Source organism: Escherichia sp. E10V5 (assembly GCF_004212315.1).
In the GTDB taxonomy this organism is placed as follows: Bacteria; Pseudomonadota; Gammaproteobacteria; order Enterobacterales; family Enterobacteriaceae; genus Escherichia.
On record NZ_RHJM01000003.1, the window covers coordinates 207,087 to 221,928 of the forward strand.

The window sequence follows — 14,842 nt, forward strand, 5'->3', positions numbered from 1 at the left end:
AATTTCCTTATTGATTGTGGAAGCTCACGCTACTTTTTTCGGCAAACGCGCGCGTCGCCTGCTGGCAATCCTGAGTGGCGGACATTAACCCTGCCAGTAACTGGTGCGAGTAATCGGCGTGTTTATTTTCCAGCGCCAGAATCAGTTGCTTAATATGCGCCAGTGCCACCGGACCACATTTTTCCAGCTGCGCTAACTGATTCGCCATCCAGCTTTCTACCTGTTCTTTTTCCACCACTTCATCAATTAAATTCGCCGCCTGGGCTTCATGTGCCGTCAGACGTTTACCCAGCATCAGCATCTGGCGACCAACCACCGGGCCAACCTGATTAAGCACGCGCTCAATGCCCATCCAGCCTGGCACCATGCCGAGGATCACTTCAGGATTAGAGAATTTCGCGTGGGGGCGAGCGATACGAATATCACAGCACAAAGCAAGTTCAATCCCACCGCCGATGGTATGACCGTTGAGATTCGCAACGGTTAATTGGGGTAAATTGCGCAGGCGATTAAAAACCTCATTACCGCGTTTAATCCATTTTCTGCCCATATCTAATGGCGAATAGGCTGACCACGATTTAATATCGCCGCCTGCACAAAAGAATTTATCGCCGGTAGCAGTTAATTCGACTAATCGTAATGTGGTGTCGTTTTCAATTTCATTTAAATAATGATCGAGAGATTCGATCATTTCTTCATTAATAGCATGACATTTATCTTCACGGTTCAATGTCAGGCGGCAGGTAGCCGCCGCTCTGCTGAACAGAACGGGTTGGTCACTCATGTTCATTCCTTAACAATAATGCGCGATGCGATCGACGCTAATATCCAGCGTGCTGTTAATATCTTTCTGCCACCAGTACGGCGAGAATATTTCCAGTTCAATAGCGCCATTAAATCCGGCGTTTTCAACCAGCCGACGGATTGACGGAATATTGATGACGCCATCTCCCGGCATTCCCCGATCATTGACCAGATCGGTGGTTGGTACTAACCAGTCGGAAACATGAAACGCGAGAATGCGTTTTCCGGCACGCAGGATTTGGCTGGCGAGCTCCGGATCCCACCAAACGTGGTAGACATCTACCGCGACGCCGAGGCCAAATTCGCCATCGGGATCGAGTTCATCACACCAGTCCAGCGCCTGGCGTAACGTGCACAAACAGGAACGATCGGCTGCGGTCATCGGGTGCAGCGGTTCCAGCGCAATCGGCACGCCGACCTCTTTCGAATGCGGTAGTAACTGGCGAATCCCTTGTTTCACCTGTTCCCGCGCCTCATACAGATCTTTTGTACCCGTTGGCAGTCCACCAACCACCTGCATATAACAGGCGGCGTTAAGCACGGCGGCGTCGTCCAGCGCCCGGCGGTTATCATCAATCGCTAGTTTGCGTTCCGCCAGCGTCGGTGCGGTGTAGTAAGTGCTACGGCACAAACCGGAGACGCTCATGTTACTGGCGGCGAGTTGGCGGGCGATCTGCTGGAGATCTTCGCCCTGCAATTCTCTGCGCCAGGGGGCTATTGCGCCAATACCGCGCGCGGCGCAAGCGTCAATAATGGCGGGCAGCGGCGTTTTATAACCCAGCGTCGCGGTATTAATGCTGAATAAATCAGGGCGTTGTAACAGATCTCTCATGATTCAGCCTCAGAAGCGCGGCATACTTAAGCCGCCGTCGATGGCGACCGCCTGACCACAGGTGTAAATCAGTTTGCCTTCCGCCATCGCGCGGACAGTGGAGGCGATATCAGCCGGATAACCCCAACGTCCCCACGGCACCAGACCTTTGGCAATCAATTCGTCGTAATAGGCGGTTGCCGGAATGGTCATATCGGTTTTTATTAGGCCAGGGCGCACTTCATAGACGCCAATTTGTTCGTTACAAAGGCGAGCGGCAAACAGACGAGCAGCGGCAGAAACGGCGGTTTTGGCAATGGTGTATTCGCCGCGATTCATCGCCAGCATGATGGCGTTTATGGAACTGACAAAAATAATCGAACGGTGCGGCAGCTCCGCTTCCGGCTTCGGCTGTGCGAGCAGACGTTTACTGAATGCCTGAGCGAGGAAGAACGGTGCGCGGGTATTGATGGCAATGTTTTGGTCGAAACTGTCTGGTTCGAGATCGAGGAGGTCACCGCGCTTTTTCACTGAAATCCCTGCGTTGTTGAGCAGACAGTCCAGACGCCCCCACTGGTTTTGCGCCGCATCGAGCATCTCTTCATGTAGGGAGAGATCGCCGACATCGGCAGGGAAGCAAATGACTTCCACGCCTTCTGCCATACATTCTTGTTGTGTGATATGCAGTTTTTCTACGCTGTCGGCATCAGGGCGATCGTTAATCAGCAGGTTAAACCCGCCACGAGCAAGTTCCAGCGCACAACCCTTTCCAATACCACGTGCAGCGCCAGTGATGACAGCAACAGGACGAGTGGATTTCATAGGTTAATCCTCTTTTTTTGAATATTGTTTCCTTAAGTGATGGTTAGCTTGCAACTAGTTAGTAAAAAGATCAACCATCTGGTTGGTTGATCTGCGATAATGATCACAGGACATTTGATAACTCGATGAAAGACAATGTTTTGCCTTTTTGCTGTCGCTGAGATCAAATACGGTTATGATAGCCATCACGAAGAAGACGTGGGGAAGCGGAATGTATCTTGATACCAGTCACGCGCAAAACCTGAAGGAAAAATTGTTGTTATGCGCAGTCAATGAATTTGCCGAATATGGCTACGAAGGGGCCAGAGTCGATAATATTGTGAAGGCCGCAGGGTGCAGTAAACAGACGGTTTATCACCACTTCGGGAACAAAGAAAATTTATTTATTGAAGTTCTGGAATATACCTGGAATGATATTCGGCAAAAAGAAAGATCCCTTGATGTTTCTGGCCTTCCGCCACAAAAAGCCATAGAGGAAATTATCGATTTCACCTGGGATTATTATATATCTAATCCCTGGTTTCTAAAGATCGTGCATAGCGAAAACCAAAGTAAAGGTGTGCATTATGCGAAATCACAGCGCCTCCAGGATATTAACCACGCGCACTTGCAGTTAATGGAGTCATTATTGGCTGAAGGGAAGAAACGTAATATTTTTAAGCCAGATATCGACCCGCTGCAGGTGAATATTAATATTGCTGCACTCGGGGGATATTATTTGATAAACCAGCATACACTTGGCCTGGTTTATCACATCAGTATGGTTTCACCGCAGGCGCTGGAAGCCAGACGTAAGGTCATCAAAGAAACTGTCCTTAGCTGGCTTCTGATTGACCCTTCAGCTATCGAGCGCGAATAAAACTGCCATCCGGCTGGCGGGTAAACAAGACTTGTTGATTATTCCCCGTATCAATGGTTAAGCCCGTCACCACGCCGCTGGCGTTCTGGCGGATTTTCACTATCTGCCCGTTTTGCAAATTACTTAATGGTTTACCTGCGCCTTCTACCTGTGCCATTGCGTATACATCGGTAGGAGGCAGACCGTGGTCGCGGAACAGTTGTGCCATCGTTTTACCGGCTTCAACACGATAAGAGCGCCATTGATTGTCAATACCGCTATCTGGCTGGAAAGGTTGCGCTTGCGTAGTTTGCTGCTCTTCCGGTTGACCTTCCTGTATTGGTTCTGGAGCGACCGGGGCAACTTGATCCGGATCGTTTTGCGGCGTAACTAGCTGCGCCCGAAGTTGTTCTTCTGTCGGCGGCTGAGATTGCGACTGAATATCCAGCTGCGCTTCACGCGTCACGACGGGGGAGTCGGGCGCATCCTCAGACGGAAGCAGAAAACCGACCACCAAAATAATGGCGGCAATAATAATCCCCCGACGATGCATCGGTGGTAGCGGATCCATGAAGCGAAAGTTGTCTGGCGCGTGCCAGACCTTCTCCAGGGTTGGTTTTAGTTCAAAGCGCCCGGGCATGGTTTCCTCCTGCTCCGCGTCTTGTTCCTCAATCATAGCCTATGAATAAGCTAACGCTATGATGTCCGTGGTAAACCCGCCTCTATTATATTCATACGGGATATTGCTATTGTTTCTTTTTCCCCGGGATTTGTCATCACTCTCGCGACAAAGTTTTACCCAAGGAAGTGTGGCTGATATGCTGCCCGTTACTTTATACCCTGAGGAAGGAAATACGATGACCACCCCAACTTTTGACACCATCGAAGCGCAAGCAAGCTACGGCATTGGTTTGCAGGTAGGGCAACAACTGAGTGAATCTGGTCTGGAAGGGCTGCTGCCAGAAGCGCTGGTTGCAGGTATTGCCGACGCGCTGGAAGGCAAACATCCGGCTGTTCCGGTTGATGTGGTGCACCGCGCGCTGCGTGAAATCCATGAACGTGCCGATGCTGTTCGTCGTCAGCGTTTCCAGTCGATGGCTGCTGAAGGTGTGAAATATCTTGAAGAAAACGCTAAAAAAGAAGGCGTGAACAGCACTGAATCCGGCCTGCAATTCCGCGTGATCAACCAGGGCGAAGGCGCAATTCCTGCCCGTACCGACCGCGTCCGCGTTCATTACACCGGTAAATTGATCGACGGCACTGTATTTGACAGCTCTGTTGCCCGTGGCGAACCGGCTGAATTTCCGGTGAACGGCGTGATCCCTGGCTGGATTGAAGCACTGACTCTGATGCCAGTAGGTTCTAAGTGGGAACTGACTATCCCGCAGGAACTGGCCTATGGCGAGCGCGGCGCTGGCGCGTCCATCCCTCCGTTCAGCACCCTGGTGTTTGAAGTCGAGCTGCTGGAAATCCTCTAAACAGCGTATTCTGTTCCCCTCGAGCCAGAGGGGAGCAGGCATTTAGCAATAAACCCTTCAGTTTGCCAATAGGCGATATTTTGTGTTGCAAACACTCCGTAAGCGTGTATTTTTGTGAGCTGTTTCGCGTTATCACCGTGATATGACACTCACTTTAAACATAAAATTAACATTAGATCTAAATCTTAGTATTCATCCCACGTATTGTTTCCTAATATCGATGAGTCCCGATACAGATTCGTCGTATCATAGACTGACTAAAGGCCGCAGAGCCTGAACAACACAGACAGGAAGAAAAAACATGGTAGATCAGGTAAAAGTCGTTGCCGATGATCAGGCTCCGGCTGAACAGTCGCTACGGCGCAATCTCACAAACCGGCATATTCAGCTTATTGCCATTGGCGGCGCCATTGGTACGGGGTTGTTTATGGGATCCGGTAAAACAATCAGTCTTGCCGGGCCGTCGATCATTTTCGTTTATATGATCATCGGTTTTATGCTCTTTTTCGTGATGCGGGCAATGGGGGAATTGCTGCTTTCGAATCTGGAATACAAATCTTTTAGTGACTTCGCTTCCGATTTATTAGGGCCGTGGGCAGGATATTTCACTGGCTGGACTTATTGGTTCTGCTGGGTGGTTACCGGTATGGCGGACGTGGTTGCCATAACGGCTTATGCGCAGTTCTGGTTTCCGGGGCTATCTGACTGGGTCGCCTCGCTGGCGGTTATTGTGCTGTTGCTGACCCTGAACCTCGCCACCGTGAAAATGTTCGGTGAGATGGAGTTCTGGTTTGCGATGATCAAAATCGTCGCCATCGTGTCGTTGATTATCGTCGGCCTGGTCATGGTGATGATGCACTTCCAGTCTCCGACCGGTGTGGAAGCGTCATTTGCGCATTTGTGGAATGACGGCGGCTGGTTCCCGAAAGGCTCAAGCGGCTTCTTTGCCGGATTCCAGATAGCGGTTTTCGCTTTCGTGGGGATTGAGCTGGTAGGTACTACTGCTGCGGAAACCAAAGATCCAGAGAAATCACTGCCGCGCGCAATTAACTCTATTCCGATCCGCATCATTATGTTCTACGTCTTCGCGCTGATTGTGATTATGTCCGTGACGCCGTGGAGTTCGGTAGTCCCGGATAAAAGCCCGTTTGTTGAACTGTTCGTGTTGGTGGGGCTGCCTGCTGCTGCCAGCGTGATCAACTTTGTGGTGCTGACGTCTGCGGCTTCTTCCGCTAACAGTGGCGTCTTCTCTACTAGTCGCATGCTGTTTGGTCTGGCGCAGGAAGGTGTGGCGCCGAAAGCGTTCGCTAAACTCTCTAAACGTGCAGTACCAGCGAAAGGGCTTACCTTCTCTTGTATCTGTCTGCTCGGCGGTGTGGTGATGTTGTACGTGAATCCAAGCGTGATTGGCGCGTTCACGATGATCACGACGGTTTCCGCGATTCTGTTTATGTTTGTCTGGACGATTATCCTTTGCTCATACCTTGTGTATCGCAAACAGCGTCCGCACCTGCATGAGAAGTCAATCTACAAGATGCCGCTCGGCAAGCTGATGTGCTGGGTATGTATGGCGTTCTTTGTGTTCGTCATCGTGCTGCTGACGCTGGAAGATGACACCCGCCAGGCGCTGCTGGTTACCCCACTGTGGTTTATCGCGCTGGGGCTGGGCTGGCTGTTTATTGGTAAAAAACGCATGGCGAAGTAATGCCGCTAAGGCACCTGCGGGTGTCTTTCAGGCTGCAAAATTGCCTGATGCGCTACGCTTATCAGGCCTACAGAACCTCTGCAATATATTGAATTTGCGTGCTTTTGTAGGCCGGATAAGGCGTTTACGCCGCATCCGGCATGAACAAAGCACACTTTGTCAGCAATCTCCTTTGTCTTTATACATTCCTAAAAATACTTCCTGTCATCGACAGCTCTCAGGCGCGGGCTTACCGTGGATCTTTGCCACTCATTGCAGAGTTCACTATGGCTAAGCACAGTTGGTTATTAATCGCCGCATTACCTCTCTCCATTTCACCTTCCTGGGGCGCAGATTTTTATTACCGCCAGCAGGAGAAAAGCACTGTTTATGTCGCCGAACAGAAGGGAGAAAAAGATGAGATCCTCTCCAAATTGCCGGACGTTAATTTTTCCCGCCTCTGGCGCATTGCCAATTTAGCCAATAAACAAGAAACCCGTTTACTGTCCGATTTTAATCCCGATAAGTTCGATTGCGATGATGAGGGGGATTGCCAGCATACCTGGCTCACCGATGGACGCTCTGTTCTTTGGTCTGGCAAAGTCCTGAAAAATCCACCCGGTAAACCTAAAGTCGATGCCGCCAGTTTTCAGGCATTCGGCGCTTTCGCTGCCGATAAACGCAGCGTCTATTTTGACGGCCAGCGTACCGATGATAATAGCGGTGATAAGCAGGTAGATATGTCAACTCTGGAAGAGACGGACATCTGGAATTTACTGCGTGATAAAAATAGTCTCTGGCATAAGGGGCGCTGGTTGGGAAGCGCTGACGGGTTTCAAATCGTGCGGCATGATTCATCCCTGCAATTTGTTGTGCTGACAAATTCGCAGGTGATTGTTAATGGCAAGCCGCTGCCCGCCGATCGCAAAACCTTTCAGATTAAACGTTGGATGCCTGGCGAACGGTTGGTTTATCGCGATAAAAGCGGTGAGCATGACTATGAGCTGGAGGATACCAGCTATCGCTGTGCACCTTTTAATATTGGTCTGAATAACGTGTCCTGGCTCAAACATAAAGCCACTCCAGCGGGCAGTGAGTGTATTTATGAAACGCTGGCGGGAGTTGATCCGGAATATTTTTATCTATTTGTTCGGAATACCGGTTTATATAAGAACCAAATTTATAAAGTCACAACCAACGCCCTGGGCGAAGGGGAGTTGATTAATCTCAAGCCAGAGGATCTCTCCGACTCACTTGAAGCAGGTGGTAGTTGGGGATTAACTAACACGTTTATATCAACAGACGGGCAGCTTTACACTCAACAAGCGACTGGAATTGGGAAAGAGCACGCCCAACAAGGTGAATGGCTGCGTTATAACTTAGGTAAGGGAGGTTGGTCATCGGTGAAGCAACCCCCGAGCGGTCTTAAACCCTTATTTAAATAACCTCTTCACGCTAACAGCTTCAGGATGACGCTATGTTGCCAATTAAACCCTTTTGTCTCGCACTGGCTTTATTTTCAACCTCCTCACTAGCCTGCTCCGGTGTGCCTACTGCTGTGTTTTATTACCAGCCGTGGGGGCAAGGCACAAAATATATCGTTGAAGATAGCGACGGTTACGGACTCTATTTCCCGGATATTCATATACCACAGGTGAAGTTCAAACAACTGCGCCGTGTATCTGACGGCACTGATGATGAATATGATTCTCCTGATGATATCAATAATGATTTTGTGCGGGTGGATGGTGGCGCTTATATCAGAACCAACGGTGGTTGGCGTTTCGACTGGTTGACTGATGGCCGCCATATTTTATGGGCAGGGAAAATAGTTCAGAACCCGCCGGGAATACCGAAAGTCGATGCCGCAACATTCCGCGCATGGGGGCGTTTTGCTGCCGATAAAGACAGCCTCTATTTTGATGGCGAACGCACGGATGATAATCACGGCGAAAAGCAGGTCGATATGGATTCGCTGCAACAGGTGGGAGGGAGGATGAATTCAATTGATTCCGCGGATGTGCTGAAAGATCGTCGCAATCTTTACTTTCAGGGGCGCTGGTTAGGTAGTGCGCAAGGGTATTCTATTCTTGACATTAAACCCTGGACACGTCGTCCCATTATTTATTCACCTAATAGCTGCGAAAGCAAAAGTAATCCGGGACCCTGGGATACAATCTGGCGGACTAAATCGCAGGTCTTTGTGAATGGAGATGCCATCAACGCCGATCCGGATACCTTTCATATTGTGCGCTGGATAGCCGGTTCACTGCTGATTTATCGCGATAAAGACGGGGAGAAACGTTATGCGTTCGGTAAAAATTGCCGGAGTACGTTTGACCTGCAGCGGGATAAAGTAACATGGTTGACGCGTGATGCTTCCCGGCACGCTAATGATTGCCGGGTTGCGACTATTCCTGATGTTGATCCGGAATATTTTCGCCCGCTGACGGAGAATGTGGCGCAATATAAAGATTCGCTCTATCTGGTGAAGTATGTTTCTGGGGTCGAAAAAACGCTGTCGGTCATACATTTACCAGGCCCACAACAAGAATTACAGGAAGGTGCTAATGTTGTAGGGAACAAAGTTTATTTCATTGCGAGCGATGATGTGACTATTTTTGATATCAATGGGCAATGGCAGTGGTATAAAAGCTCCGATGGCACACCATTAAATTATTTAGCACATGACGATCGCTATACGTATTTTATTAATGGAGACACGGTTGAGCATTTTGAACTGAAAGGCCAATGGACCTGGTTTAAAGACGCTAATGGTCGATTATCAGATACCTTTGCTCATGATGACCATTATATTTATTACGTAGGCGATGGGCTGGTTCGTGATACGAAGCGGCGTAATGAGACTCGACAACTCAATGCGGCGCATCTTGATAAAAATGGCAGTCTGCTTACCGTTGAAGGCAGATACACCAGTTACAACAATGAATTACTTCCATTGAATGACTGAATCACTTAATAATCAACGATCCTGCTCATGTCGGGATCGTTGATCGAACAAATCACTCACCCGCCAGCGCGCGCGGGAACAGTACATTGTTTTCCAGACTGATGTGCTCCATCAGGTCATCAATCAGTTCATTAATGCCGTTATACATCGCTTTCCAGGTGGTGCAGGCTTCCGGCGGCGGTGTGACGTTATTGGTGGTGTGTTTAATCACTTCCAGCAGTTCACCCGCTTCATCGTGCTCGCTTTCCATCACGCTGATTGGCCCCATTGCCTGGCTGCCCATGCCTTGTTTGATCATCGGGAAGAGGATCTGCTCTTCTTTCATCATGTGGCTGGAAAGCTCTTCATGCAGCATAGTCAGGTATTTTGTCAGCCCTTTTGGCACGCTCGGTTTGTCAGCGTGAACGCGCTCGACTTTGGTTGCTTGCAGGATCAGCTCCGGCAGCTGCTCGCGGTGACGATCGTGGTAGCGCACGATGATATGGTCGATGATTTCCGCCAGCGGCGCGCTACGCCAGTCTTTCTCAATCGGTTGTTCAGCAAGCTTTGCCAGCTCGGCCTCAATGACGTCAACATCCAGCTCTTTACGTGCCGCCGCACGAGCCAGCGTCTGCTTACCGCCACAGCAGTAATCCATATCATATTTACGAAACAGAGCCGAAGCGCGAGGAATAGAGAGCGCCAGTTCACCTAAAGGTTGGTCGCGATAAGCCATAGCTGATACCTCATTCTTAACAAGATAAGATGTATTTTAAATGCATCTTTAAGGCAAAAGCTATAACCCTTACGTAGCAGAGGCTTATTTAACTCACTGCCAGCATGTCAACTTTCTGAGACAGATTCAGTTAAAGGCTTTTCCGGTTTTGCTCTGACTGCAATGACCACGCCAACCACTAACAGCGCGATACCGCTCAGCGTCATCAGCGGTGGAATTTGTTGGCGTAGCAAAAAGGTGTACAGCAAACCTGCCAGCGTTTCGAAAACAATCAGCGGCCCGAGAATCACTGTCGGTAATCGCTGGCTGGCGACGTTCCAGCAAAGCGCGCCGACCCATGAGCAAAGCACGGCAATGGCAATCATCAGGCTGATAAACACCAGCGGACGGGGGCCAAAGGGTAGGGAGAAGTCCGGCGTTTGGGTATTCAGCCAGTAACAAGCGACGAGATAGCCGATGAGAGAAACCGGCAGCGTGACCAGCGCCTGCGCCGTCGCCCACATCATTGGATGTTTGTCTGGGTTTTCCCGCAGCCAGCGGGCGTTGCGCAGGGCATACCACGCCCAACAGACTACAGAGACTGACGCCAGCACGATGCCTGAGGTATAACGAGCCCAGTCAAAATCGGGGAGTCCGTGGTTTAACTCAGCAATATTCACACACGCCAGGCCGATGCCAATACAAACCAGCGCCGGGGCGAGTTTCCCCCATGCGAGTTTGCCGTCGCGCTGGCTGTAAAGCAGATTGGCGAAGACAGGAATAACCACCGGCAGGGTGCCAATAATCATCGTGGAAACAGGCGCGCCGGTACGTTGAATGGCACTGGCGAGACAGAAGTAATAGATGAGGTTGCCCATCATGGTGAGCATTAGTGCGGTAAGCCAGTCGCGACGCGCCAACTGACGCAGACGCACGCGTCCCAGCCAGGCAATGGGCAGCGCAATTAACCCTAACGCCAGATAACGCCCCATCGACTGCAACATCGCCGGGTATTCTGGCACGATCAACGGCCCGACAAAAATAAGCCCCCACATCAACCCTGCTAACAGGGCGTACAGCACGCCGCTAATCATTACTGGCATCCATTGGTCTGTCAGAAGAAAGTTCAGGAAGCAGACGTGATTGCTCCCGGCATCCCGTCATTATCAGAGAGGATGCGGGAGGATGCCACTTTAATTAACTAGTTATTAACATTAAAAAGATGACTTACGCTTTCGGCTAGCGTTGTCGTTGGGCGGCCAATTAATTTGCTAAGCGTTTTGCTGTCATCAAACAGACCGCCTTTCGATGCGCCAACGTCAGAATCCGCCAGCATATCCGCCAGTCCGCCAGTCCGCCAGGCAGTCCGACGCTTTTCAGTGCCGCGGCGAAATCGGCTTCGCTCAGGTTTTGATAGGTAACCTGTTTGCCGCTCTGTTTGGTCAGCTCTGCCGCTAACTGTGTCAGCGTCCAGGCACTATCACCTGCCAGTTCATAAATTTTGCCTTCGTGGCCTGTTTCGCTCATTACGCGCGCCGCAGCTTCTGCATAATCTGCGCGCATGGCTGAGGCAATTTTGCCATCGCCCGCGGCACCGATAAATACGCCGTGCTCCAGTGCTGCCGGGGCGCTGGCGAGGTAGTTTTCGGTGTACCAGCCGTTACGCAGCAGGGTATAAGCGATGCCAGAATCAGCCAGCATTTTCTCGGTTTCGATGTGCTCATCGGCGAGGCCGAGCGGTGAGGTATCTGCATGTAGCAGGCTGGTATAAGCGATAAATTTCACGCCAGCCGCCTTTGCGGCATTAATAACATTACGATGCTGCGGGGCACGTTGACCCACTTCGCTGGAAGAGATCAGCAGCAGTTTTTCCACGCCCTGTAGCGCAGATGTCAGTGCGGCTTCATTTCCGTAGTCAGCCTGACGCACGGCAATGCCTTGTGCGTTCAATGCATGGGCTTTTTCCGGATTGCGGACAATAGCCACTATTTGGCTGGCAGAAACCGATTTCATCAAGGATTCAATAACATAGTGACCAAGTTGGCCAGTTGCGCCAGTAATAGCGATCATGGGAAGTCTCCATCTGTTTGTCTTGTGTTTAAATACGCTAACACCTAAACTTACTTTTAGTAAGTACGTACAAAAAGGTAAGTATGAGATGAGTCAGGTTAGCCTGTCGCAACAACTGAAAGAGGGAAATCTCTTTGCTGAACAGTGCCCGTCGCGCGAGGTGTTGAAACACGTCACCAGCCGTTGGGGGGTATTGATTCTGGTGGCGCTACGCGAAGGTACTCATCGCTTTAGCGACCTGCGGCGCAAAATCGGCGGGGTGAGTGAAAAGATGCTTGCGCAGTCGTTACAGGCGTTAGAGCAGGATGGTTTTCTTAACCGTATCGCGTATCCGGTGGTGCCGCCGCATGTGGAATATAGCCTCACGCCGCTGGGCGAGCAGGTGAGCGAAAAGGTTGCTGCACTGGCGGACTGGATTGAGTTGAATTTGCCCGAGGTGTTGGCGGTGCGGGATGAACGTGCGGCATAACAGCCGGATGCGCTGCGCTTCTACGGCCTACGGTTCATAGCTTGTAAGGCGGATAAGGTGCGTCAGTATCGCATCCGCCAGGAAGAGCCGGATGAGCTGCGCTTATCCGGTCTACGGTTCATGGCTTGTAGGGCGGATAAGATGCGCCAGCATCGCATCCGCCAATAAATGCCGGATGCGGTTGATGATTTGTAGGCCGAAAATGAAGTGTTTTACTTACTCAAATCCACCTGATAAATCGCAAAGCCGATATCATCGGTCGCGACTTTATTCATCGGATACTGCCCTTTCTCTTTAATAAATGCTGCGGCTTTATCTGACGGGGAAGTTTCGAAACGGATATCCAGTTTCTTATCGCCAGCAATCGGCGCTAGACGCCAGTTGTTATCTGCCGCCGGGTGGATTTCTCCCGCACGTTTAGACTCTTCAGCAATCCACGCTGCCAGTACCGAACGGTTCTCATCCGGTGAAGCAAAGGCAATATGGCTATCACCTGTTCCGGCAAATTTGCCGCCGTAAGCACGATAGTTATTGGTGGCAACGAGGAACATGGCGTTCGGATCAATGGGTTTACCGTTAAAGGTCAGGTTCTTAATCCGCTCTGCATTGGCATTAACCACCTGACATTCGCCGTCATAGCGGGCGGGCTGGGTAACATCAATCTGATAATTCACGCCATCAATCACATCAAAGTTATAGGTACGGAAACCATCCCAGTTGATGAGTGACTGTGGTTGAGTGCTGTTGGGGTCTATCTGATTAAACTGCCCGGCGGAGCACTCCAGCCACTCTTTCACCTCTTTACCGCTGGCTTTCACCACGATAAGCGTATTGGGATAGAGATAGAGATCGGCGGCATTACGGAAGGTCAACTGGCCTTTTTCCACTTCGACATAACTGGCAGGGTCGTTCTTACGCCCACCGACTTTAAACGGCGCGGCAGCAGAGAGCACCGGCAGTTTTGCCAGGTCAGGATCGCCCTGAATGTAATGTTCGACATACGCTTTTTGCGCGTTGTTCACTACCTGCACGGTCGGATCATCCTGCACCAGCGCCAGATAGCTATACATATTGTCGGCAGATTTACCGATCGGTTTGCTGACAAACTGGCGTGTGGCGTCGTGATCGACCTTTAGCGTTTCTACCAGTTGACTGTCTTCTGCGGCGAGAGATTTTTTATTGGTGATATCGTAAATAGGCCGTGCTTCGGCTTTGGCCTGCGTCACCTGCCATTTCCCGCTGTCATTATTGAGTTGCAGATCAACCACGCCCAGATGATCGCCCCACATGCCAGGCATTACCGCCGGAACGCCGTTCAGCGTACCTTTGGCAATATCCGCGCCTTTAATATCGGCAAAATCTTTACTCGGGAAGACGGCGTGAGCATGGCCAAACATAATGGCGTCAACGCCCGGAATTTCACTGAGATAATAAACTGAGTTTTCCGCCATCACTTTATACGGATCGGCAGACAAACCAGAATGCGCCAGGACGACAACAACATCGGCCCCTTTCTCGCGCATTTCTGGTACGTACTTGCGCACTGTTTCAGTAATATCGTTAACGGTGACTTTGCCGGATAAATTGGCTTTATCCCAGCTCATAATCTGCGGTGGCACGACGCCAATGTAGCCAATTTTCAGCGTCTGTTTTTTCCCGTCTTTATCGACCACTTCGGTGTCTTTAATTAAATACGGCGTAAACATCGGCTGTTTGGTCTTAGCGTCAATGACGTTGGCGTTTATATAAGGGAATTTCGCCCCTGCCAGCGCATTTTTCAGGTAATCCAGACCGTAGTTAAATTCATGATTGCCGAGTGTGCCGACCGTATAATCCAGCGTATTCAGCGCCTTATAAACCGGATGAACATCACCTGCTTTTAATCCTTTCGCCGACATGTAATCTGCCAGCGGACTCCCCTGAATCAAATCGCCGTTATCGACCAGCACGCTGTTTTTCACTTCATTACGCGCGCCATTAATCAGACTCGCAGTACGAACCAGTCCGAATTTTTCTGTGGCGGAGTCTTTGTAATAATCGAAATCCATCATATTGCTATGCAAATCAGAGGTTTCCATTATACGGAGATCGACTGTTGCCGCATTCACACTGGCGGCAATCAGCGTAGCAAGGAGCGTTGCACTAAACTTAACCATCTGGGCATCCTTTTATGAATGAGTAGATGAAACGTCTTTCATACA

The 14,842-nt window shown here is 50.4% G+C and carries 13 protein-coding genes and 2 pseudogenes; 6 read left to right on the plus strand and 9 right to left on the minus strand.

What is annotated here, in order from left to right:
• Positions 1-7: 7 nt before the first annotated feature.
• The 3 genes from D9738_RS03075 to D9738_RS03085 are packed head-to-tail and all read right to left on the minus strand — an operon-like array spanning position 8 to position 2,437.
• Positions 8-784, minus strand: a complete 777-nt coding sequence (locus D9738_RS03075) for an enoyl-CoA hydratase/isomerase family protein (RefSeq protein ID WP_130259528.1) — start codon at positions 782-784, stop codon at positions 8-10.
• 9 nt (positions 785-793) lie between these two features.
• Positions 794-1,636: a sugar phosphate isomerase/epimerase family protein gene (locus tag D9738_RS03080; protein WP_130206027.1), complete on the minus strand. Its 843-nt coding sequence runs from the start codon at positions 1,634-1,636 to the stop codon at positions 794-796.
• Between the two features lie 9 nt (positions 1,637-1,645).
• Positions 1,646-2,437 carry a 3-ketoacyl-ACP reductase gene (locus tag D9738_RS03085; RefSeq protein WP_130216695.1) on the minus strand — a complete coding sequence of 264 codons (792 nt, stop codon included), beginning with the start codon at positions 2,435-2,437 and terminating at the stop codon, positions 1,646-1,648.
• Positions 2,438-2,648: 211 nt separating this feature from the next.
• Between D9738_RS03085 and D9738_RS03090 the strand changes: the two genes are divergently transcribed.
• Positions 2,649-3,296 (plus strand): TetR/AcrR family transcriptional regulator, encoded by a 648-nt coding sequence (locus D9738_RS03090; protein ID WP_130206029.1) that lies wholly within the window; start codon positions 2,649-2,651, stop codon positions 3,294-3,296.
• Here the strand turns inward: D9738_RS03090 and ytfB are convergent.
• Positions 3,280-3,915: a cell division protein YtfB gene (ytfB, locus tag D9738_RS03095; protein ID WP_130259529.1), complete on the minus strand. Its 636-nt coding sequence runs from the start codon at positions 3,913-3,915 to the stop codon at positions 3,280-3,282. The two genes, D9738_RS03090 and ytfB, sit on opposite strands and share 17 nt — an antisense overlap.
• Positions 3,916-4,132: 217 nt before the next feature.
• On the opposite strand from ytfB, the gene fklB reads away from it, so the two are divergent.
• Together fklB and cycA are read left to right on the plus strand one after the other, a co-directional pair.
• Positions 4,133-4,753, plus strand: coding sequence for an FKBP-type peptidyl-prolyl cis-trans isomerase (gene fklB, locus D9738_RS03100; RefSeq protein ID WP_064525832.1), 621 nt, complete (start codon positions 4,133-4,135; stop codon positions 4,751-4,753).
• Positions 4,754-5,054: 301 nt separating this feature from the next.
• Positions 5,055-6,458, plus strand: coding sequence for a D-serine/D-alanine/glycine transporter (gene cycA / locus D9738_RS03105; RefSeq protein ID WP_130259530.1), 1,404 nt, complete (start codon positions 5,055-5,057; stop codon positions 6,456-6,458).
• 41 nt (positions 6,459-6,499) lie between these two features.
• Here cycA and D9738_RS25380 read toward each other — a convergent pair.
• Positions 6,500-6,598, minus strand: a pseudogene (locus tag D9738_RS25380) (hypothetical protein); the annotation flags it as partial.
• A gap of 126 nt (positions 6,599-6,724) precedes the next feature.
• On the opposite strand from D9738_RS25380, the gene D9738_RS03110 reads away from it, so the two are divergent.
• Both D9738_RS03110 and D9738_RS03115 read left to right on the plus strand, forming a co-directional pair.
• The gene (locus D9738_RS03110; protein WP_130259641.1) at positions 6,725-7,882 is read left to right on the plus strand and encodes a hypothetical protein; all 1,158 of its coding nucleotides are present in this window, start codon (positions 6,725-6,727) and stop codon (positions 7,880-7,882) included.
• Between the two features lie 32 nt (positions 7,883-7,914).
• On the plus strand, positions 7,915-9,408 hold the full coding sequence (locus D9738_RS03115; protein ID WP_130259531.1) for a hypothetical protein: 1,494 nt from the start codon (positions 7,915-7,917) through the stop codon (positions 9,406-9,408).
• A gap of 52 nt (positions 9,409-9,460) precedes the next feature.
• Here D9738_RS03115 and ytfE read toward each other — a convergent pair whose 3' ends face one another.
• The 3 genes and pseudogenes from ytfE to D9738_RS03130 form a co-directional block, all read right to left on the minus strand.
• Complete coding sequence (ytfE, locus tag D9738_RS03120; RefSeq protein WP_000331451.1) at positions 9,461-10,123, minus strand: iron-sulfur cluster repair protein YtfE; 663 nt, start codon at positions 10,121-10,123, stop codon at positions 9,461-9,463.
• A 107-nt stretch (positions 10,124-10,230) separates the two neighbouring features.
• Positions 10,231-11,196: a DMT family transporter gene (locus tag D9738_RS03125; protein ID WP_130259642.1), complete on the minus strand. Its 966-nt coding sequence runs from the start codon at positions 11,194-11,196 to the stop codon at positions 10,231-10,233.
• A gap of 107 nt (positions 11,197-11,303) precedes the next feature.
• Positions 11,304-12,172, minus strand: a pseudogene (locus tag D9738_RS03130) (SDR family oxidoreductase).
• Positions 12,173-12,260: 88 nt separating this feature from the next.
• Between D9738_RS03130 and D9738_RS03135 the strand changes: the two are divergent.
• Positions 12,261-12,641 carry a helix-turn-helix domain-containing protein gene (locus tag D9738_RS03135; RefSeq protein WP_000084622.1) on the plus strand — a complete coding sequence of 127 codons (381 nt, stop codon included), beginning with the start codon at positions 12,261-12,263 and terminating at the stop codon, positions 12,639-12,641.
• Positions 12,642-12,853: 212 nt separating this feature from the next.
• Here the strand turns inward: D9738_RS03135 and cpdB are convergent, their stop codons facing one another.
• Positions 12,854-14,797, minus strand: coding sequence for a 2',3'-cyclic-nucleotide 2'-phosphodiesterase (cpdB, locus tag D9738_RS03140; protein ID WP_130259532.1), 1,944 nt, complete (start codon positions 14,795-14,797; stop codon positions 12,854-12,856).
• Between the last annotated feature and the right edge of the window lie 45 nt (positions 14,798-14,842).